The organism is Mesorhizobium sp. 1B3 (assembly GCF_050958605.1).
Classification (GTDB): Bacteria; Pseudomonadota; Alphaproteobacteria; order Rhizobiales; family Rhizobiaceae.
Map to the genome: position 1 here is coordinate 614,220 of NZ_JBJHDO010000002.1, position 19,767 is coordinate 633,986.

At 64.7% G+C, this 19,767-nt stretch carries 18 protein-coding genes; 6 read left to right on the forward strand and 12 right to left on the reverse strand.

The genetic code is table 11. The annotated features are described in order from the left end of the window. Positions 1-66: 66 nt before the first annotated feature. From ACCO56_RS07975 to metC, 8 genes are all read right to left on the reverse strand, one after another. On the reverse strand, positions 67-462 hold the full coding sequence (locus ACCO56_RS07975) for a carboxymuconolactone decarboxylase family protein (RefSeq protein ID WP_433639348.1): 396 nt from the start codon (positions 460-462) through the stop codon (positions 67-69). Then, on the reverse strand, positions 459-1,862 hold the full coding sequence (locus ACCO56_RS07980) for an NAD(P)/FAD-dependent oxidoreductase (protein WP_433639350.1): 1,404 nt from the start codon (positions 1,860-1,862) through the stop codon (positions 459-461). Before ACCO56_RS07980 ends, ACCO56_RS07975 begins: the two co-directional genes overlap by 4 nt. Next, positions 1,859-2,161, reverse strand: coding sequence for a (2Fe-2S)-binding protein (locus tag ACCO56_RS07985; protein WP_433639351.1), 303 nt, complete (start codon positions 2,159-2,161; stop codon positions 1,859-1,861). The genes ACCO56_RS07980 and ACCO56_RS07985 overlap by 4 nt, the downstream gene beginning before the upstream one ends. Continuing rightward, positions 2,145-3,272, reverse strand: coding sequence for an NAD(P)/FAD-dependent oxidoreductase (locus ACCO56_RS07990; protein ID WP_433639354.1), 1,128 nt, complete (start codon positions 3,270-3,272; stop codon positions 2,145-2,147). The genes ACCO56_RS07985 and ACCO56_RS07990 overlap by 17 nt, the downstream gene beginning before the upstream one ends. An 8-nt stretch (positions 3,273-3,280) precedes the next feature. Next, positions 3,281-3,994, reverse strand: a complete 714-nt coding sequence (locus ACCO56_RS07995; RefSeq protein WP_433639355.1) for an aspartate/glutamate racemase family protein — start codon at positions 3,992-3,994, stop codon at positions 3,281-3,283. Positions 3,995-4,008: 14 nt separating this feature from the next. Continuing rightward, positions 4,009-5,922, reverse strand: a complete 1,914-nt coding sequence (locus ACCO56_RS08000) for a TRAP transporter permease (protein WP_433639357.1) — start codon at positions 5,920-5,922, stop codon at positions 4,009-4,011. A 58-nt stretch (positions 5,923-5,980) separates the two neighbouring features. Further along, entirely contained in the window at positions 5,981-6,979 is a 999-nt protein-coding gene (locus ACCO56_RS08005; RefSeq protein WP_433639360.1) for a TAXI family TRAP transporter solute-binding subunit, read from the reverse strand. A gap of 83 nt (positions 6,980-7,062) precedes the next feature. Then, on the reverse strand, positions 7,063-8,208 hold the full coding sequence (gene metC / locus ACCO56_RS08010; RefSeq protein ID WP_433639363.1) for a cystathionine beta-lyase: 1,146 nt from the start codon (positions 8,206-8,208) through the stop codon (positions 7,063-7,065). A 196-nt stretch (positions 8,209-8,404) separates the two neighbouring features. Between metC and ACCO56_RS08015 the strand changes: the two genes are divergently transcribed. The 6 genes from ACCO56_RS08015 to ACCO56_RS08040 all read left to right on the forward strand — a co-directional run bounded on the left by ACCO56_RS08015 (position 8,405) and on the right by ACCO56_RS08040 (position 15,220). Beyond that, positions 8,405-9,106: a GntR family transcriptional regulator gene (locus tag ACCO56_RS08015; protein ID WP_433639365.1), complete on the forward strand. Its 702-nt coding sequence runs from the start codon at positions 8,405-8,407 to the stop codon at positions 9,104-9,106. Between the two features lie 45 nt (positions 9,107-9,151). Continuing rightward, entirely contained in the window at positions 9,152-10,126 is a 975-nt protein-coding gene (locus ACCO56_RS08020) for a quinone oxidoreductase family protein (RefSeq protein WP_433639367.1), read from the forward strand. A 74-nt stretch (positions 10,127-10,200) separates the two neighbouring features. Then, on the forward strand, positions 10,201-12,528 hold the full coding sequence (locus tag ACCO56_RS08025; RefSeq protein ID WP_433639369.1) for a molybdopterin guanine dinucleotide-containing S/N-oxide reductase: 2,328 nt from the start codon (positions 10,201-10,203) through the stop codon (positions 12,526-12,528). A 22-nt stretch (positions 12,529-12,550) separates the two neighbouring features. Beyond that, positions 12,551-12,892, forward strand: a complete 342-nt coding sequence (locus tag ACCO56_RS08030) for a RidA family protein (RefSeq protein WP_433639372.1) — start codon at positions 12,551-12,553, stop codon at positions 12,890-12,892. A gap of 322 nt (positions 12,893-13,214) precedes the next feature. Continuing rightward, a complete protein-coding gene (locus tag ACCO56_RS08035) occupies positions 13,215-13,913 on the forward strand; it encodes a FadR/GntR family transcriptional regulator (RefSeq protein ID WP_433639373.1) in 699 nt (232 codons plus the stop codon). 11 nt (positions 13,914-13,924) lie between these two features. Further along, positions 13,925-15,220, forward strand: coding sequence for a CynX/NimT family MFS transporter (locus ACCO56_RS08040; protein WP_433639375.1), 1,296 nt, complete (start codon positions 13,925-13,927; stop codon positions 15,218-15,220). 129 nt (positions 15,221-15,349) lie between these two features. Here ACCO56_RS08040 and ACCO56_RS08045 read toward each other — a convergent pair whose 3' ends face one another. The 4 genes from ACCO56_RS08045 to ACCO56_RS08060 form a co-directional block, all read right to left on the reverse strand. After that, complete coding sequence (locus tag ACCO56_RS08045; RefSeq protein WP_433639377.1) at positions 15,350-16,159, reverse strand: ABC transporter permease; 810 nt, start codon at positions 16,157-16,159, stop codon at positions 15,350-15,352. A 1-nt stretch (position 16,160) separates the two neighbouring features. Then, positions 16,161-17,348: an ABC transporter permease gene (locus tag ACCO56_RS08050; protein ID WP_433639826.1), complete on the reverse strand. Its 1,188-nt coding sequence runs from the start codon at positions 17,346-17,348 to the stop codon at positions 16,161-16,163. Next, positions 17,345-18,409: an ABC transporter ATP-binding protein gene (locus ACCO56_RS08055; protein WP_433639379.1), complete on the reverse strand. Its 1,065-nt coding sequence runs from the start codon at positions 18,407-18,409 to the stop codon at positions 17,345-17,347. The genes ACCO56_RS08050 and ACCO56_RS08055 overlap by 4 nt, the downstream gene beginning before the upstream one ends. A gap of 216 nt (positions 18,410-18,625) precedes the next feature. Next, positions 18,626-19,621: an ABC transporter substrate-binding protein gene (locus tag ACCO56_RS08060; protein WP_433639828.1), complete on the reverse strand. Its 996-nt coding sequence runs from the start codon at positions 19,619-19,621 to the stop codon at positions 18,626-18,628. Positions 19,622-19,767 lie beyond the last annotated feature (146 nt).

A 19,767-nucleotide genomic window follows, 5' to 3' on the forward strand; every position in this document is an offset into this window, starting at 1 on the left:
CCGACCGAGCCGGTCGAGAAGTCGACGTCAGCGATGTCCTTGATTCGGCTCGGACGGGATTGCGACCTATTTTTCGAATGCCGGGTCGATCGGCACGCGGTAACCGTTGACAAGGCGGTTGGTTTCGTTGGCCATGCCGACCACGGCCATCAGTTCGCCGAACTCCTCGGCCGTCATGCCGGCCTTCGCCGCCGCGGCGCTGTGGCTGGCAATGCAATAGCCGCAATTGTTGGTCACGGAGACGGCGAGGTACACCATCTCCTTGGTCTTGGCGTCGAGGGCGCCGGGGGCCATGACCTCCTTGACGCTTTCCCAAGTGCGCTTCAGCGACTTCGGATCATTGGCGAGATATTTCCAGAAATTGTTCACGTCGGTCAGGCCGCGTGACGTCATGATGTCGTCGAACACCGCCTTTACCTCCGGTGCGGCGTCGGCATATTCGACCGCTTTCGGCTTGCTCATTGGGTAATTCCTCCTTCGTTTCGGCCAAGGCCGGCGATTTCGCCGACGGTAACAGGTTTCACCGGCATCCGGATTCGGTAGTAGCCGATCTCGGTGGGGCTCACGGCGCGTTGCGCGGCCATCGTCTCGACGACCGTATGACCGCACATCCGCCCCTGGCAGGGACCCATTCCGGCGCGCGTAAAGCTTTTCAACTGGTTTGGTCCGGCGCAGTCTTCCGCGACGGCAGCCCAGACGTCCCGCTTGCGCACTTCCTCGCAGCGGCAGACCACCACCTCGTCGCACTGGGGAATCCTGAGCGCATCCGTGGGCCGATAGAGCCTTTCCAGGAATGGCCGGACAGCTTGATCGCGCCGGCGAGTTGCGAGCAGCGGCAGGCTTCTGCGGGCATGTTCGGCGCCGTCGATCCTGCCGAGGTCGACAGCTGCCGCCAGGGCTGCGATCTCGCCCGACAAGGCAGCCGAGCGTGCGCCGGCAATGCCGCCGCCGTCGCCGGCGACTATGAGCCAGTCCTTGCTGGTGCGGCCGTGGTCGTCGAGCTCCGGCCGCCAGCACAACTGCCCGGTGTCCCATCGGTGCTTGCCGCCTGCGGCCATCGTCATGTTGACGTTGGGAATGATGCCCTGATGGACAAAGGCGTGGGCGCATTCGAGCTGGTGGGTGCCGTCGCGATCCGCCCATGTAACCGCCGAGAGCTTGCCATCGCCCGCGAAGGCGACATTGCGCACGCCGCGATGATGGGGAACGCCGGAGCGCCTTATCTGCGCCAGCAGCTTCAGGCCCTTGGCCAAATATCCGGGCGCGGTCAATGCCACAGGCAGATGGCGTAGCGCCTGCCAGCGATTGGACGGATCGGCTGTGTCGAGCACGGCGCGCACGCGCACGCCCGCCTGCAGGTACTGGCAGACGATCAGGTAGAGCAGGGGGCCGGCACCCACGAAGACTGCGTCGTCGGCCACCGTGCCGGTCGACTTCAACAGGATCTGGGCCGCGCCGGCAGTCATGACGCCGGGCAGGGTCCAGCCTCGAACGGGAAAGGGCCGCTCCATCGCGCCCGTGGCGATGAGAACGCGGCGCGCGGCGCACTCGCCACCGCCGGCCGGCGAGGTCCAGGATATGCCGTCCTCGGCCAGGCGCCAGACGGTGCTGGAGGGGAAATAGGCAGCGCCGCTCGAGAGGAAGCGCTGCGCCAGGGGGCGGCCGGCAAGGTATTCCTTGCCCAAGATTTCCGCACGCAAGCCGTCCCCTATCGCCATGACGTTGCGATAGATCTGGCCACCTGGCGTCGGCTGCTCGTCGAACAGCGCGACCGAAAGGCCGAGTTCCCGCGCGGCGGCCGCCGCGGCCATGCCCGCCGGGCCGGCCCCGACGATGGCGACGTCGACCGGTGCATTGCTCATCGAGGGCAGCTCGTCTTTGCAGGCCCTGATTGACGTTCAACCACCATTCCCGGGCGCACTTGCTCCAGGCAGGTCTGGCGGTTGGGCACACCGTCGACCACGGCCAAGCAATCGAAGCAGACGCCCATCATGCAGTAGGGCAGACGCGGTGCGCCGCTGACGGGTGTCGTGCGGAACGGGGCGAAACCGGCCTCAAGCAGCACAGCGGCGAGATTGGCGCCCGCGATCGCTTCTACCGCGTGACCGTCGACGGTGATGCGCGTGAGCGCATCCCTTGGGGTTTCAAGCGGCCTGAACATTGAAACGCTCCGGGGAGAAGGAGGAAAAACGCCCGGTGTCGAATGCGCCGGAACGCAACAGGCTTGCCAATTCGCCGGCATGGAACGGCGCCAGCGTAACGCCGCTGTGGACCGAAACGACGAAGGCGCGCGAATGCGTGGGCGACTGCTGGTAGACCGGAACCCCATCCGGCGTCATGATGCGCAGGGCACCCCAGCTGCGCACGACGCGAACGTTGCGCAGCAACGGGAACGCCGTCACCGCGCGCCGGGCGGTCTCGCGCAGCACAGGCAGAGTCGTGCCATCGTCCAGTCCGACCTCCTCCGAGGACTCGCCGAAAAGGCAGCCACCCTCGATGGTCTGGCGAATGAAGTTGGTGCCGTAGTGAAGGAACGGCTCGACCTTCTCGGTGACCAGGATCTGGCCGCGCACCGGACGTACCGGTGCGCTCAGCCCAAGCTGCGGAGCGAGATCGACATTGCCGAGCCCGGCAGCCAGCACCACGCTGCCGCAGCCTGCGATACCCTTGTCGGTCTGGAGCGTGAATCCCGATCCGTCGGCTTCGACCTTCCGAACCCGGCCCTTCGGGACATATGTACAGCCGAGCCGGCAGGCCGCGGCGATAAGTGCTCGCAGCAGATGGAGCGGATTGGCTGTGCCGTCGGCCGGGCAGTAGGTTGCGCCGGCGACATCCGGACCGATCGCCGGCAGCCGTCGCGCGACTTCGTCCCGATCCAGGACCTCGAAGCTGCCTGCCACCTTGGCGCGGCTATCGATGCTGGCCATCATGGCGGCCCGCTTTTGCAGCTCCTCCGGGGTGAAACAGATGTAGAAGGCACCGGGTCTCCGGAAGTGGAGCGCAACGCCCGTCTCCGCCTCGAGTTCACCCGCAAAGGCCGCCCAGTCGTTCGCCGCCTGCCGGGTCAGGTCGGCATAGGCCGGCGACGAGCCGCCCTTGCCCTGGACCCAGACGTTGCCGAAATTGCCGCGCGCGGCGCGAAACGCGACGTCCCCCTCGTCGAAAAGCGCGACGTTTTCGCCGGCTTTGGCAAGGCCATAGGCGATGGCGGCACCGACAATGCCGCCGCCAATCACCGCGAATTCAGCCGAAGGTGCCGCCGTCACGATCATACCGCTTTTCAGTCGTTGTCGTAGCGGCGCGGGCGCAGGCCTGCATGGAACAGGTTGACCATCGACACCGTGTCGTAGACCGGGACGCCCAGCCGCTGCTGGATGTCATAGGTGAACGGGGCGAGGTTGGTGCATTCGGAGACGATCGCGCCGATGTCCGGATTGGCCCGGATCAGCCGCTCGGCCGTCGCGACGACCTCGCTGCGCAGCGTGTCATAGGTCACGCTGTTATCGCCTTCCTTGATCCAGCGCACGAAGTTGGAGTCCTGCGGCATGCCGCCGACGGGGGTGTCCTGGGCAATGCCGACGGCATCGAGATAGGGCCCGTTCAGCACCTCGCCATTGTAGGTGAGGATGCCGACACGCTTGCCGGTGGGCAGCATCCGCTCGACCATCGGCACCTGCAACAGGCTCGACGTCGCCACCGGCACGCTGCAGTGATCGGCCAGCTCGCGCTGATAGATCGACAGGAAGCCGCAGGTCGTGGTGATGCCGTCCACGCCGGCCGCGATCAGTTCGTCGGCCGCCCGCTTGAACGGCTCGAGCAAGGAGGAGTTGTGCAGGTCCGTCATCCGCGCCGGCACGGCATCCTCGACGATGCGGTACTGGACGGGGAACGACCAGGTCTCGGCATTGCCGACATCGCCCAGATAGCGGCGGAAATGGCTCTTCACCATCAGGATGCCGACGGACACGCCGTAATAGGTCTTCTTGCGCTGCATGATGTTCTCCAGGCTCAACTGTTTGCGTTGGGCGCGATCGCGCCCATGCGGCTGCCGCTGACACCGAAGTACCAGCGGCTCGCGAAGATGATGGCGGCGATGAGCGCGATCCCGACGATCGCCCGATACCACTCCGGCACGATGTGGAGCAGGGCGCAGCCGGCACCTGCGATGACGAGCAGGAAGCGGATCCAGAACGCCAGCTTGCCGTCGGTGTAGCCGATATATCCGATCGTGATCAGCACGATGCCCGAGGCGATGGCGAGCGTGGTCGAGACGATTTCCGATAGCGTGCCGTCGAGCGTGAGCGCGGGCTCGTAGATGAAGGCGATGCCGACGATGAACCCGCCCACGGCCATGCGGAAGGCCTGGAACCCGGTAGAGAGCGGATTGGCCCTGGCAATCGCCGCCGCCGCGTAGGAGGCTGCCGCTACCGGTGGCGTGGCGTCCGCAAGCACCGCGAAATAGAGGATGAACAGGTGGATGCTGAGCAGCGATGCCACGCCATGCTCGGCGATCAACGGTGCGCCGATGGCCGCCGTGATGATGTAGGCGGGCGTGGTGGGAACGCCCATGCCGAGGAACAGGCAGCTTACGGCCACCAGCAGGACCAGGAGCAGCAACGAGTCGCCGGCAAGTCCCTTGATGATGCCGGTGAAGGCGAGCAGCAGGCCGGTGTTGGTGAGGCCCGCGGTGATGATGCCCGCGGCGGTAACCGCCACCGCGATGACGCAGATCGTCTGCCCGGCGTCGACAAGCGCGTCGAAGACGGCCCGCAGCCCCATGCGGGAGTGTTTGCGCAGCCAGGCAGTGATGAAGACGGCGATGGTCGCCCAGAAAGCCGAGAAATAGGGCGAGTAGCGCATCGTCATAAGCGTGATCAGCACGATGAGCGGTATCGCGAAATGAATGTCGCGGACGACCTGCCGGAAGGTTGCGATCTCTTCCTTGGGCAAGGAGGCGATGCCGAGACGCTTGGCCTGGAAGTGTACGGCAACGAAAACGCCGAGGTAGTAGAGGACGGCACCGATTGCCGCGGCTGACACGATGTTCAGATAGGGGACCGAGATCATCTCGGCCATGACGAAGGCGGCAGCGCCCATGATCGGCGGCATGATCAGCCCGCCGACGCTGGCGGCGGCCTCGATGCCACCCGCCATCGCGGCAGGGAAACCCATGCGCTTCATCTCGGGGATGGTGACCGAACCAGTGACCACGACGTTGGCGACCGACGATCCGCTGGTCATGCCGAACAGGCCGGATTCGACCACGACCACCTTTGCCGGGCCGCCGGTGTAGCGGCCGGCGAGGAACGTTCCGAGATTCATGAACAGCCGGCCCATGCCGCTGCCCTGCAGGAAGGCGCCGAAGACGAGGAATGCGGCGACGATGGTTGCTGAGATGCCCGTGAGCTGGCCGTACAGGCCGCTGCCGTTCATCAGGTAGAGGACGTCGACTACCTGGGCATACGGCAGGTCGCGGTAGTACCAGACGCCGGGCAGCATCTCGCAGACGAACATATAGCCGATGACCAGTCCCGCGAGGATCGACAGGACCACCGAAAGGGCGCGCCGCACAGCTTCCAGAACCAGGACGACCATCAGCGTACCGAGCACGAGCTCAAGCGTGGAGAGCTCGTCGATGAAGGGGCTGCGGCCGTAGACCCTGTCTGTATTCAGGTAGATGTACAGGCTGGGCAGGAAGGCGGCGAGTGCGAGCACCCAGTCGAGGGCCGTCGGCCGCCCCTGCGGGGACGTCGTTCGCGCCGGGTACAGCAGGAATACCGGAGGAACGGCGAGCATGAGATGGAGGCTCGCCAGTTTCAGGGGCTCCGGAAAGCCGAAGCCGGTGAAGTAGAAATGAATGGCGCCGGTGCAGGCGAGCCAGATGGCGATTCCTACCCCTATTGGCCCCTTGATGGATCTCATTGTTGTTGTTCCCCGGTCCAAGGTGGAGGGTGCCGATGAAGGCCGGCACCCGCTCGCGTCATTTCATGAAGCCGAGTTCCTTGTAGGCTTTCTCGGCACCCGGATGCAGGGCAACGGGCTGGTTCTGCCAGGCCGTTGCCGGGTCATACTTGGCCAGCACTTTGTAGATGTTCGGGAAACGGTCCCGGTTCTCGATCAGCGTCTTGGTGATGCGGTAGGCGGTGTCCTCGGACACCGTCGACGAGACCAGGATCAGCGCTTCCATCGTGGTGACGGTGGTCGGTTCGCCGGTCGGCTGGAGCTTGGCATAGGAGCCGGCCGGGATGGTTCCCTTGCCGTATCCGAACTTCTCGGCGAAATGTGCCATCAGCGGTTCGGGGAAATTGACGAGGCGCGCGTCGCGGCGGCCGGTCTCGACCTCGAGTGCAATGCCGGTCGGCACGCTGCCGGCACCCCAGAGGACATCGATCTGATCGTCCTGGAAAGCGGAGATGAGCTGATTGTAGGTGCCGTTGATCACCGTGCCGCCGGCGGCGGAAATCTTGTCCGGCGTGTTCTGGTAAAACTCCAGCGCGCGCATCAGCGTCAACTCTTCCGAAGTGGCCTTCGGCGAGGTTCCGATGCGGATCTTGGGGTCGGCCAGGATCTGGTCGAGCGTACGCTTGTCGTCGGCCGGAACGATGACGTGGAATTCGGCCGGGGCCCACGTGCCGCCGAGAGAGCGCAGCGTCTCGTGCTTCTTGCCGGCATACGGATCCTCGCCCTTGCTCGCCGCTGCCGCGAGGAAGTCGATGCCCATGCCGAGCTGGCTGATGCCCTTGTCGATGAAGGTCGGATTGTCACGGCCGCCGCCCGGCACGACGCGGATCTTAATGTCCGGGTTCTTCTCCTGGACGATGTTGGAAAGGCCGGTGACGATGGTGAACCAGCTGCCGCCCGGCGAGCCCGAGGCCCATTCCAGGTTTTCGTCGGCATGGGCCGACGTGCCGAACAGCAGTCCCACACCGAGCAGCGCTGCAGCGAGCCTCCGTCCCATTGATTGCGCAGTCTTATTCATGATGTACCCCTGTTGTTGGTCGCTTCGTTGGAGGGAGGGCAGGGTGGCCATCCGCCGAGTTCGGGACTCGACACCATCCTGCTTCAGGCCACCCTCAAAATCGCCCGGGCGAGGTCCGCTCTCAAGTCGCCGACATTCTCCAATCCGGCGTGCAAGCGAACCAGAATTCCTTCTTCTGTCCATTCGGTAGCAGTCCGGGCATGAGCCGGGTCGCCATGCAGAACCAGGCTTTCGAAGCCGCCCCAGGAAAATCCGAGCCCGAAGAGCTCAAGGTCCTCGATGAAGGCGGTCGCTTTTTCCATTGAGTCCGTGTCGAGAATGACGGCGAACAGGCCGGAGGCGCCGGTGAAGTCGCGCTTCCAGATCGCATGGTCGGGATGGGAAGGCAGCGCCGGATGGATGACGCGCCGCACCTGGGGAAGTGTCTCCAGCCAGGTAGCGAGCACCAGGCCGGTTTCGAAATGCTGGCGCAGCCGTACGGCCAGCGTGCGAAGGCCGCGCGCGGCAAGGAACACGTCGTCGGGCGAGACGCGATAGCCGAGCCAGTTGGCGGCTTCCCGGAGCGCACGATAATGCGCCTCCTCGCAGGTAACCAGGCCGAGCATCGCATCGGAATGCCCGACGATGTACTTCGTCGCCGCCTGCACGACGATGTCGGCGCCGAGCGCGAGAGGCCGATGGAAGATCGCCGTCGCCCAGGTGTTGTCGCAGACCGTCAGCGCGCCATGCGCCCTCGCGACAGCGCAGATTGCCGGCAGGTCCTGCAGTTCGAAGGTCAGCGAGCCTGGCGTCTCCAGGTAGACCATCTTGGTGTTCGGCCTGAACAGCGCCTCGATGCCGTCACCGATGCGCGGATCGTAGAACGTGACCTCGACGCCGCTGCGGGCGATGAAGGCGGAAATGCTGGTGCGCGCCGGCTCATAGACCGCATCGGTGACCAGCAAGTGGTCGCCCGGCTTGAGAAAAGCGACCATAGGCAGCACGCAGGCCGCCAGTCCGGACGGCACGGCCACCGTGCCATATCCGCCTTCGAGTTCCGAGATCGCCGCTTCGAAGGCGAAGACGTCCGGCGTTCCGAAGCGCCCGTAGAAAACCTGCCCCTTGTCAAAGCGGGCCTTCTTGGCCGCGTCGATTTCGGAGACGCTGTCGAAGATGATGGTGGACGTGCGGTGAAGCGGTATGTTGACTGCGCCCTGGTGGCGAGCGGGATCGCGCCCGAGGTGGCTCAAGAGTGTTTCCTGATGCCGGCTACCGCTTTGCATCTCTTTCCTCCCTCGATTTCCGGCACCGCTAAGATGCGGAGTGGTATCGTGTCGTATTGCATGCCATCCGTCAACATGGTATGCCAAATCAATGTGAAATTTCGCTGCGGCGTGCCTGAGGGAAGCAGCGTGATATCGGCCTGCCGCAATGTGGGAGTCTCGAATGAATGAAGTCGTCCCGTCGATTAAGCCCCTGCCGCAGCAGGTGGCCGACTACATCCGCGACTTGATCATCCATGACCGCCTGAAACCGGGAGAGCGCATCCGCGAGCGCCAGATCGCCGAAAACCTCAATGTCTCGCGCACGCCGATGCGTGATGCCCTGAAGATCCTGGCTATGGAGCGGCTGGTCGACCTGACGCCCAACAAGGGTGCGGTCGTCGTCCGCTCGACCGACGCTGAAATAGCCGACATGCTGACGGTCTACACCGAGCTCGAATCGCTCGGCGGGCGGCTCGCCTGCCGCATGGCGACCGAGGCCGACATCATGCGCGTGCAGCACTACCACGAGGTGCTCGGCCAAGCATTCGCCGTCGAGGATCGTGCCGGCTATTTCGCAGCCAACCAGGCCTTCCACCTCTCGATCATCGCGGGGTCGCGAAACCCAATTCTCATCGAGATGCACGGGCACCTGAACATCCGGCTCTACCGCATCCGCTATCTGGCGGTGATGCGGGCGCAGGATTGGCGGGCGGCAGCCGGCGAGCATGGCGAGCTTGTCGCGGCACTGAAACGACGCGATGGCGACCGGCTGGCCTTCCTGCTGAAGGAACATCTGGGCTTCGCCTGGCGCCTGATCGGCACCTGGCCGCCCCCGACGGCGACAGCCGCGCTCGCCCGGCACCAGCCGAATCCGGTCGTCTGATCCTGACGCGGCGCGGCGACGAGAAACGAACAGCGAGGAAAGAAATTGTCAAAAGCAATCGTACAAACCGTAGCCGGCGGCCCCGAAGTGCTGGAATGGCGCGATGTCGAGCTGGCCGCTCCGGCCGCAGGCGAGGTGCTACTTCGCCACACGGCGATCGGCCTGAATTTCATCGACGTCTATGTCCGTAAGGGCGCCTACCAGATGATGACTCTGCCGGGCTCGCCCGGCATGGAGGCCGCAGGCATTGTCGAAGCGATCGGACCTGGTGTTACGGATCTCGCGGTCGGCCAACGCGTCGCCTATGTCATGACTGTGCCGGGCGCCTATAGCGAACGGCGCGTTGTTCCGGCTGAACGCATGGTGCCGCTTCCGGACGACATCGACGACAGCTCGGCCGCGGCACTGATGCTGAAGGGCATGACGGCCGAGCGTCTGCTGCATAAGACGACACAGGCGGCTGCCGGCGACACCGTGCTGGTCCATGCCGCGGCCGGCGGCGTCGGCCTGCTCCTGACCGCCTGGGCCAAGGCGATCGGCTGCACGGTCATCGGCACGGTCGGTTCGAAGCCCAAGGTCGACGAGGTTCGCAGGGCCGGCGCCGACCACGTCATCGTCACCGCCGACGAAGATGTTGTCGCGCGGGTCGCCGAGATCACGTCGGGCCGCGGTTGCCGCTACGTCTATGACGGTGTCGGCAAGGACACCTTCGAGACCTCGCTCGCCGCGGTGGCCAAATACGGCCATCTCGTCAGCTTCGGCAACGCCTCGGGCGCCGTGCCGCCGGTCAACATCGCCGTGCTTGCGCCTAAGTGTATCGCGCTGTCGCGTCCGCAGGTCTTCCCCTACATCGCCGAACGGGCGGACCTCCTGGAGGCGGCGAACAACCTGTTCGCGGCGATGCGCAAGGGCATCGTTCGCGCCGACATCAACCACACCTTTCCGCTGGCCCAGGCCGCCGCCGCCCACCAGGAGCTGGAGGCGCGGCGCACGACAGGCCAGATCGTGCTGCTGCCCTGACAGCTGCAGGCCGTCGGAGTGCGGCGGCCCCAGCGCCTGCACCGTCAATCCTGTTCATCCCGAGCCAGAACGACATGTTGCCAGATCCAGAAAGACACACCGTGGTCACCCATTGGGGGACGTATCGCGCGCGCTTCGAGGAAGGCAGGGCCGCGGCGCTGTTGCCGATCGGCGAGGATCCCGATCCGTCTCCCTTCGGTAACTCGATGATCGATGCCCTCGCCAATCCGAGCCGCATCCTTCACCCGGCGGTGCGCCGGTCCTTCCTGGAGAAGGGGCATGCTGCCGGCGGTGCCGCGCGTGGCGCGGAGCCGTTCGTGGAGATCAGCTGGGACGAGGCACTGTCGCTGGCTGCCTCCGAACTCGAGCGCGTGCGCGCCAGCCACGGCAATGGCGCGATCTACGGCGGCTCCTACGGCTGGGCGAGCGCCGGGCGCTTCCATCATGCCCAGAGCCAGATCCACCGTTTCCTCAACTGTATCGGCGGCTATGTCCGCTCGGTCCAGAACTACAGCTATGCCGCAGCCGACACGATCTTGCCGCATGTCATCGGCGACAAGCGCGGATTGGTCTCCCAGCACAGTTCCTGGAAGCAGGTTGCCGCGCACGCGAAACTGATCGTCATGTTCGGTGGCGTGCCGCGCAAGAACGCCCAGGTTTCGTCGGGGGGCATCTCGCGCCACATACTGGTGGAGTCCCTTTCGGCAGCCAGTCGGGCCGGCGCCGAGCTTGTGACGATCAGCCCTATCCGCGACGACACCGAGGCCGAGACCGCGCCGCACTGGCTGGCGATCCGGCCGAACACGGACGTTGCCCTGATGCTCGGCCTCGCCCACACGCTGATTGCCGAGCGCCTCGCCGACCGGGCATTCCTCGATCGCTACACGGCCGGGTTCGAGCGCTTCGAAGCCTATGTCCTCGGGCTGACCGATGGGATCGTGAAGGATGCCGCGTGGGCGGCTCACGTCACCGACATCGCCGCCGATGAAATCCGCACCTTGGCGCGCCGCATGGCAGCCAACCGCACCATGATCATGATGTCGTGGTCGCTGCAGCGCGCCGAACATGGCGAGCAGCCCTACTGGATGGCGGTCACGCTCGCGGCCATGCTCGGCCAGATCGGCCTGCCGGGCGGTGGCTTCGGTTTCGGTTATGCCTCTGTCAACGGCATCGGCCATGCGGTGCCGGAGATTTCCTGGCCGTCCCTGCCGCAGGGAACGAATGCGGTCGCCGACTACATTCCGGTCGCCCGCATCGCCGACATGCTGCTCGATCCGGGCGGCACCTACGATTTCAATGGCGAACGTCGCACCTATCCCGACATCCGACTGGTTTACTGGGCCGGCGGCAATCCCTTTCACCACCATCAGGACTTGAACCGGCTGCGCGCTGCTTGGCAGCGGCCTGAAACGGTCATCGTGCACGAATCCTGGTGGAACCCGCTGGCGCGGCACGCCGACATCGTCCTGCCGGTTACCACCACGCTCGAGCGCAACGACATCGGCGCATCGTCCCGCGACCGCTTCATCGCGGCTTCGCACCGGATTGCTCAACCGGCCGGGGAGGCGCGTGACGACTTTGCCGTCTTTACCGGCATCGCCGAAAGGCTGGGTGTCGCGCAGGACTTTACCGACGACCGCGACGAGGAGGGGTGGCTGCGCCATCTCTATTCGCTGGCCCGCCAGCGCGTTGCCGAAGCGGGGCATACGCTGCCCGACTTCGAAACCTTCTGGAAGGACGGTTTCTGCCTGCTGCCGGAGTTGGAAACCCATCCGGCGCTTCTGGCCGACTTCCGCGCGGATCCGGTGGCGGCGAGCCTCAAGACACCTTCGGGGCGGATCGAGATCTTTTCGGGCACCATCGACAGCTTCGGCTATGACGACTGCCCAGGACATCCTTCCTGGATCGAACCGGACGAGTGGCTCGGCGCCGAGCGTGCCGCGACCTTCGGCCTGCATCTGATCTCGAACCAGCCGGCGGCCCGGCTACACAGCCAATACGACAGCGCCAGCCATTCGCGTGGTCAGAAGATCAAGGGGCGCGAGGTCATTCGCCTGAATCCGGCCGACGCTGCCGCACGCAGAATTCGCGAGCACGACATCGTGCGCGTCTACAATGACCGTGGCGCCTGCCTTGCGGCCGCCGTGTTGTCGGATTCCGTGCGGCCGAGCGTCGTGCAGCTGTCGACCGGGGCGTGGTACGACCCGGCCGACCCGTCTGACGAGGCACCACTCGACAAGCACGGCAATCCTAACGTGCTGACGCGTGACCGGGGCACCTCCCGGCTTGCCCAGGGCCCCAGTGCCCAGTCTTGCCTGGTTGAAGTCGAACCCTTCGAAGGGCCGCTTCCGCAGGTGACAGCCTTCGAGGCGCCGGCCTTCGCCGGGCGCCCGACGAAATGACAGAAGCATCCGGAAAGATCGCATGAAGAGAATTGACAAGAACAGCCGCCGCAGCCGGGCCGTCGTGGTCGGCAACATGGTTTACCTGGGCGGACAGGTGGCGACCGACAAGGCGGCCGATATCAGGGTGCAGACGCGTGAGACGCTGCACAAGATCGACGAGCTCCTGACCGAAGCGGGCAGTTCCCGGGACAAGCTCGTCAGCGCCACGATCTGGCTGAAGACGATGGATGACTATGAGGGGATGAACGAGATCTGGGACAGTTGGATCGATCCCGAGAACCCGCCGACGCGCGCCTGTGGGGAGGTGCGCATGGCCGACGACGATTTCCGTGTGGAGATCATCGCCACGGCCATGATCTAGAAGCCGCCGTCGGGGCTCTCGCGCTTCCCCCGGCTGACCCATTCATAGGTGACAAAACTCAAGGAGTTTTGTCACCGTACAGCGGGGAACCGTTGGCGGCGTAGCGGGATTACGGCCACAATCGTGTATGACGCGATGTCTTTGACCTCGATGGCATCCGAAGCCGCTACGGCGGCTTCTCCTTCGCGGATGCTGTTCATTGTAGTTGGGTCGTTCCCACCCTCATCCTGCACTTGGAGCATAGCTGGTTTGAACGCTGCGCACTTGTGCTGACAAACATAGGATGATTGGATAATCCGGTGTTTGCCCGAGAGGCTCGTTCATGCTGAAGCCCGCCCCACGAAATTCCCTGGTCGCTCACGCGATCGAAGCGTTGCGCGCCGAACTGGCGAAGGGCACCTGGCAGATCGGTGAGCGTATTCCGCCGGAGGCCAGTCTCGCCGCGATGCTTGGCGTCAGCCGCAACACGATACGGGAAGCGGTCCGCGTGTTCGCCCATTCCGAAGTGCTCGAAGTGCGGCAAGGCGACGGCACCTATGTCCGGAGGAATACCGATCCCGCGGAGACCGTTCGCCGGATCAGCCAGGCGGGTTTGCGCGACCATCTCGAGTTGCGCTGCATGCTGGAGGTTGAGGCTGCCCGCCTTGCGGCCTCGCGTCGGACCGAGGAGGATGTCGTCCGGCTGACACGCCTCCTGGCCGAAAGAGGCAGTTCGGCCGATGGTCAGGTCGACGCCTTCATCTCTCGCGATGTCGCTTTCCACGTCGCAGTGGCCGATGCCTCCCACAATCGGTCTCTCGCCGAATTCTATCGCTATTTCTCCGAGGCGATCCGCCTGCACATGAGCGAGACGCTTGCCGACCGCCGTTTGCCGGAACCCGGTGAGGCGGAGCATCGCGCGGTGCTCGATGCAATCGCCCGGGGTGACGCGGAAGCGGCAGCGGCCGCCGCGCGGCGCATCGTCGAACCCATGTCCGCAAAACTCACCGAATTACTCCGCGCCCAGGCGGCGAGGATATGAAAGAACCCAACATGACGACAGCCTCCGGGCCTGACCAAACAGGCTACGAAAAACACGCCTCGCAGGCTCGGACTCTCGCGGATGAATTGCTGATCGATGCGGAAGCCGATGAGGGGCTGCCGCCGCACGGGGTGCATCCGTTCGCGCTCGCACTCGGTCTGGTGCTGGTCGCGCTCAATCTGCGCCCCGCGCTGTCGAGCATCGGGTCCGTCCTGCCGGATATCGTTCGCGATCTCGGTCTGTCCTCGACCACGGCAAGCCTGCTGACGATGGTGCCGGTTCTGTGTCTCGGCATTTTCGGCCTCACGGCGCCCGGGATGGCGCGGCGTCTCGGGATCGAACGCGCGGTCCTTGTCACGCTTGCGCTGCTTGCCGCCGGCGTCCTGCTGCGGCTGGTGCCGAACCTTATCGCGCTCTTCATCAGCACGATCATGGCGGGGGCGGGGATCGGTATCGTCGGGGTGCTTCTGCCGGGGCTGGTCAAGCGCGACTTTGCGAAAAGGGCCGACCTGATGACCGGCGTCTATACGATGGCATTGTGTGGCGGCGCCGCCGCCGCCGCGGGGCTCACGGTTCCGTTGCGAGAGGCTGCCGGCGGGCAGTGGACGGTGGCGCTCGCTTTCTGGGCGGTTCCGGCGATCATTGCCGTTTTCGCCTGGTTGCCCTTCGTGCCGAAGCGGCAAGACGGGGCGGTGCAGAGCCACTATATCGTCACCGGCCTCTGGCGCGATCCGCTCGCTTGGCAGGTCACGCTTTTCATGGGGCTCCAGTCTTCGCTCGCCTATATCGTTTTCGGCTGGCTTGCCCCCATCCTGCGCGACCGTGGGCTTGACCCGACGGCCGCAGGTCTCGTTGTTTCCGTTTCGATCATGGTTCAAGTGCTGACAGCATTGGTGGGGCCGATGCTCGCCACCCGGTTCCACAACCAAGGCGTGGCCGCCGCGATCATGCTGGGCCTGACCATTGCCGGCCTGCTGGGAGCGGTGCACGCTCCGCTCGGCACCGTCTGGGTCTGGGCCGTCCTATTGGGGCTCGGCCAGGGTGGCAATTTCGCGGTGGCGTTGGCGCTGATCGTTCTGCGTGCCGCCGACAGCCATGTCGCAGCCAAGCTTTCCAGCATGGCGCAGAGCGTCGGCTATATGCTTGCCTCGATCGGCCCCCTGGCGGTGGGCTTGCTGCACGATTGGACCGGCGGCTGGACCGCCGCGAGCATGCTGCTCGTGATTATCACCCTGCTGGCACTGGTCTTCGGCCTGCTGGCTGGCCGCAACAAGCACGTCAAGGCCCTGTCGAAAGCCGTATCATAAAGCCGATTCGCTCTTCCTAAAGCGTGTCGCTGGCAATCGGATTCGGGTGACACGCTTTAGGTCTCTGTTTTTGCTGCATTCTCGCGACGCCGACTGAATCCGGTCGGCTGGGAAATGCTCAAAGGCCGCTCAAACCGGCCGCAGGGCCCTTTGGCGGCGCCACCGCAGGAAACCGACAAGTCCCGCGACGCAAAGCGTGCCGACGATCATAAGGAATGCGGCCGCTGCCACGGCCGGGCTGATGTTCTCGCGGATGCTGGCGAACATCTGCCGCGCCAAAGTGCGCTGGTTAGGGCCGGCCACGAAGAGCGTCAGCACCACCTCGTCGAGCGAGGTCGCGAAGGCGAACACCGCGCCGGTCAACATTCCGGGCATGATGATGGGAAGCGTCACGCGCTGGAAGACGCGGAAGGGCGGGGCGCCGAGGCTGCTCGCCGCCCGCTCCAGCCACGGGTCCATGGCGTTGAGCGACCCCGACACGCTGACGATGACGAAGGGAATGCAGAGCACGGAATGCGCGACGATGACGCCGAGATATGAGCTGGCGAGCCCTAGCCGGGCATAAAGCATCTGCATGCCGACGCCGAGAACGACGGCCGGCACCACCATCGGCATGAGGAAGGTGGTGCGGATGGCATTGGCGAAGGGCAATCGGCTGCTGCGCAGGCCGAGTGCGGCAAGCGTGCCCAGCACCGTTGCGACAACGGTGGCGCCCGAGCCTATGACAAGGCTGTTGATGATCGAGCGCCGCCACACGTCGTTGTCCTGCAGCTCCGCGAACCATCGGGAAGAGAAGGTTTCGATCGGGTAGTTGAGGAAAACGCTCGAATTGAAGGCCAGCGGCAGGATCGCGACGATGGGCGCCAGCAGGAAAAACACCACCCCGAGCCCGAAGGCGATCTGGAGCGCGCGCAGGGCAGGGTGGGTCTTGCCGCCCATGTCAGGTTCCCACCATGGTGGGCGACCGCGACAGCCGTCCATAGACGAGATAAAGCACGGTCGTGACGACGAGCAGGATCAGCCCCAGCGCGCCGGCCATGCCCCAGTTCGCCGTGCCGGTGGCGAAGAAGGCGATGATTGAGCTGATCATCTGGTCGTTAGGGCCGCCGACGAGCGCCGGCGTGATGTAGTAGCCGAGCGCTACCATGAAGACGAGCAGCGAACCCGACAACAGGCCGGGAAAAGCAAGCGGCAATAACACATGCCGAAACGCCCTCCAGGGAGAGGCACCCAGCGAGGCCGCCGCGGGCACCAGGTTCGCCGGGATGCCGAGCAGCCCGCTATAGATCGGAAGCACCATGAAGGGCAGGAGCACATGCGTCATGGCGATGACGACGCCGGTGCGGTTGAAGATCAGCGGCAGCGGCCCGCTCGTCAGGCCCATGGCCTGGAGCGCCCCGTTGATCAGCCCTTCGTTCTGCAGCAGGATGAACCATGCCGCGGTACGCACCAGCAAGGATGTCCAGAGGGGCAGCAGCACCGCGATCAGCAGCATGGCGCGGACCCATCCGCTGGCAGAGGCGGCAATCAGCGCATAGGGTAATCCGATGGCGGCGCACAGAAGCGTCACCGTCGCCGCAATAACGAAGGTGCGCACCATGATCTGTCGATTGGCGGAGGCACCCGCGTCGAGGGGCACGATGCTGCCGCTGGTGTCGCGTTCGAGATCGACAGCGGCAAGCAAGTTTCGATCGGTGTAAAGCGGCATTGTCCGCTTCATGGCCTGCCAATACCGTACCTCGCCCCAACGAGGGTCGATGGCAGCGAGATCCGGCGTCTCGCCTTCCGGCAGGTCCCTGACTTCCCTGGCCGTGCGCGACATCAGGGAGCGGAAGCCCGAAAGCTCACTGTTCAGCCGCCGCACCGCATCGCCGAAGGCGAGCGAATCCGCCGGCCGGCGTAGGTCGGAGGAGAGCGCGACCTGCATCTGCGGAGTTGGCGGGGAAGTCCCGTCCCACTCCGTCAGGGCGGTTGCGGTGTCGGGCAATAGACCACGCACCGTACCGTCCGTCACCGAGGCCATCATCATCGTGACCAGCGGCCAGATGAAGAACACGGCGAGGAACACCACCAGCGGAGCGATGAGCCCCAGCGCCGCCAGCCTCGCGCGCATGGCGGAGGAGATCATGGCGCGATCACCATGCATTCGCCAGGCTCGAAGGTGGCGAATGCTTCGGCGCCGACGGGCCAATTCCGGGCCTTGCGCTCCAGCTTGGCGATAATCTCGAGGCCGTTTCCCTCAAGGCGCAGGCGCAGATGGTCGCCTTGATAGACAGTGTCGAGCACCTTCACGGGGATGGCATTGGAGGTGCTCGCCGTCTCGGAAAGATGGACCCGTTCGGGCCGAACGCTTACCAGCGCGGCATCGCCCTCGGCAAAAGCTTCTGGCGCGTTCGCCACGATGACCGGTCCGCTGTCGAGCCTGATCTTCGCTCCGACCCCGTTTCGCGAGCCCAGCTTGCCGGGAAACAGATTGGTCTCGCCGATGAACTCCGCGACGAAGCGCGTGCTCGGCCGATCGTAGATTGCCTCGGGCGAAGCCAGCTGCTCGATCCGTCCGGCATTGAAGACGGCGATGCGGTTCGACATCGTCAAGGCCTCGCCCTGGTCGTGAGTGACGAAGACGATGGTGAGGCCCAGCCGGCGATGCAGCTCTCGCAATTCGAGCTGCATGTGTTCGCGCAATTGCTTGTCGAGAGCGCCCAAGGGCTCGTCCATCAGCACGAGGCTCGGCTCGAACACCAGCGCGCGCGTCAACGCGACACGCTGCTGCTGTCCGCCGGAGAGCTGGGCCGGCTTGCGGTCCTTGATGTGACCGAGCTTGACCATGTCGAGCGCGCGGCCGACGCGCTCCGCCACCTCCGCCTTGGCCACGCCGCGCATCGCCAAGGGAAAGGCGACATTTTCCGCCACCGTCATATGCGGGAACAGCGCATAGTTCTGGAACACCACGCCCATGTTGCGGCGGTAGGCGGGGAGGTGGTCGATCCGCCTCCCTTCGAGTTTGATCTGGCCGCTGGTAGGCTCGAAGAAACCGGCGATCATCATCAAGATCGTCGTCTTGCCCGAGCCGGAGGGGCCCAGCAGGCTGAGAAATTCGCCCTTTTCGATTGCGAGGTCGAGTTCGTCGACGACCTGGACCAGTCCAAAGGATTTCGAGATGCGTTCGAGACTTATGAAAGCCGGCAAGTGATCCTCGCTCTACCCTTCCATCGGCGGGGCCGGGAGGTGCCGGAGCGGCGGACGTGCCGATGGATCTCGGTGCCACCGCCCCTATTGGGGCAAACCGGCGCGCGCTGGTTGCCCGTCATGTCGATGCTCTACAGCTCATCGCGTCAAAAAGGATTCACGCGATGAGCTGTAGGTTCTTTCCCGAAACCGCTACACACTTTCGGGAGACATTCTTTACTGTGCAAGCCAGGCGTTGAACCGGCTGGTGAGCTCCTCGATGTTGTCCACCCAGAACTCTCCGTCGAGCGGCACGGAGTCCACGAGATTGGCTTCGGCGGTCGGCAAGTCTGCCGCAAGATCGGCGGGAACCTTCGCCGCGGCCTCCTTTTGCGGTAGGCCGTAGGCGACGTATTCGGGCAGCTTGGACTGGTTTTCCGGCTGGCTGGCAAAGGCGATGAAATCCATCGCGTCCTCCTTGTTGGGGCTGTTGTTCAGCACGACCCAGCTGTCGATGGCGTAGATGCTGCCCGGCCAGACCACCTTGAAGTTCTTTCCCTCGGTCTTGTTGATGCCCGAGATGCGGCCGTTGTAGGCAGTTGTCATCACCACTTCGCCCGAAGCGAGCAGTTGCAGCGGCTGGGCGCCGGCCTCCCACCAGATCACGTCCTTCTTGATCTCGCCGAGCTTCTTGAAGGCGCGATCCACGCCTTCCGGCGTGCCCAGCACGTCGTAGACCTCCGCCGGCTTCACGCCATCGGCCATCAGCGCGAACTCGAGTGAATATTTAGGACCGCGGCGCAGACCGCGTTTGCCCGGGAATTTCTTTGTGTCCCAGAAATCGGCCCAGGAGGCGGGCACGGCGTCCTTCAGCTTGTCGGCGTCATAGCTCAGCGCCGTCGACCAGACGATGGCACCGACGCCGCAATCATGAACGGCGGCCGGCAGGAATTTGTCCTTGCCGCCGATCTTGTCCCAATCGATCTTCTCGTAGAAACCATCGGTACAGCCGAGTTCCAACTCCTCGGTCTCGACCTGCACGACGTCCCAGTTGGGCTCGCCCGCCTTTACCTTGGCGGCGATGACGCCGATGCCGCCGTCCCAGCTTTCGTCAAGTACCGGCTTGCCGAGCTTTTGCGCGAACGGCTCGAAATAGATCTTCTTCTGCGCATCCTGGTAGTTTCCGCCCCAGGAAACGATTGTCAGGTCGCGGGCGGATGCGCCGCTCGCCATCAAGGAGACGGCCACGCCTGCCGCGCCGATCGTTGCTATTGCCCTTTTGGAGATCATGTTCTTGTCCTTGTTCCACCTCGGTGAGGATAACAAAGCATAACTCCGGTTGGAGCAACAGGCCTGATGCCGTTGGGGCAGATCCTGGT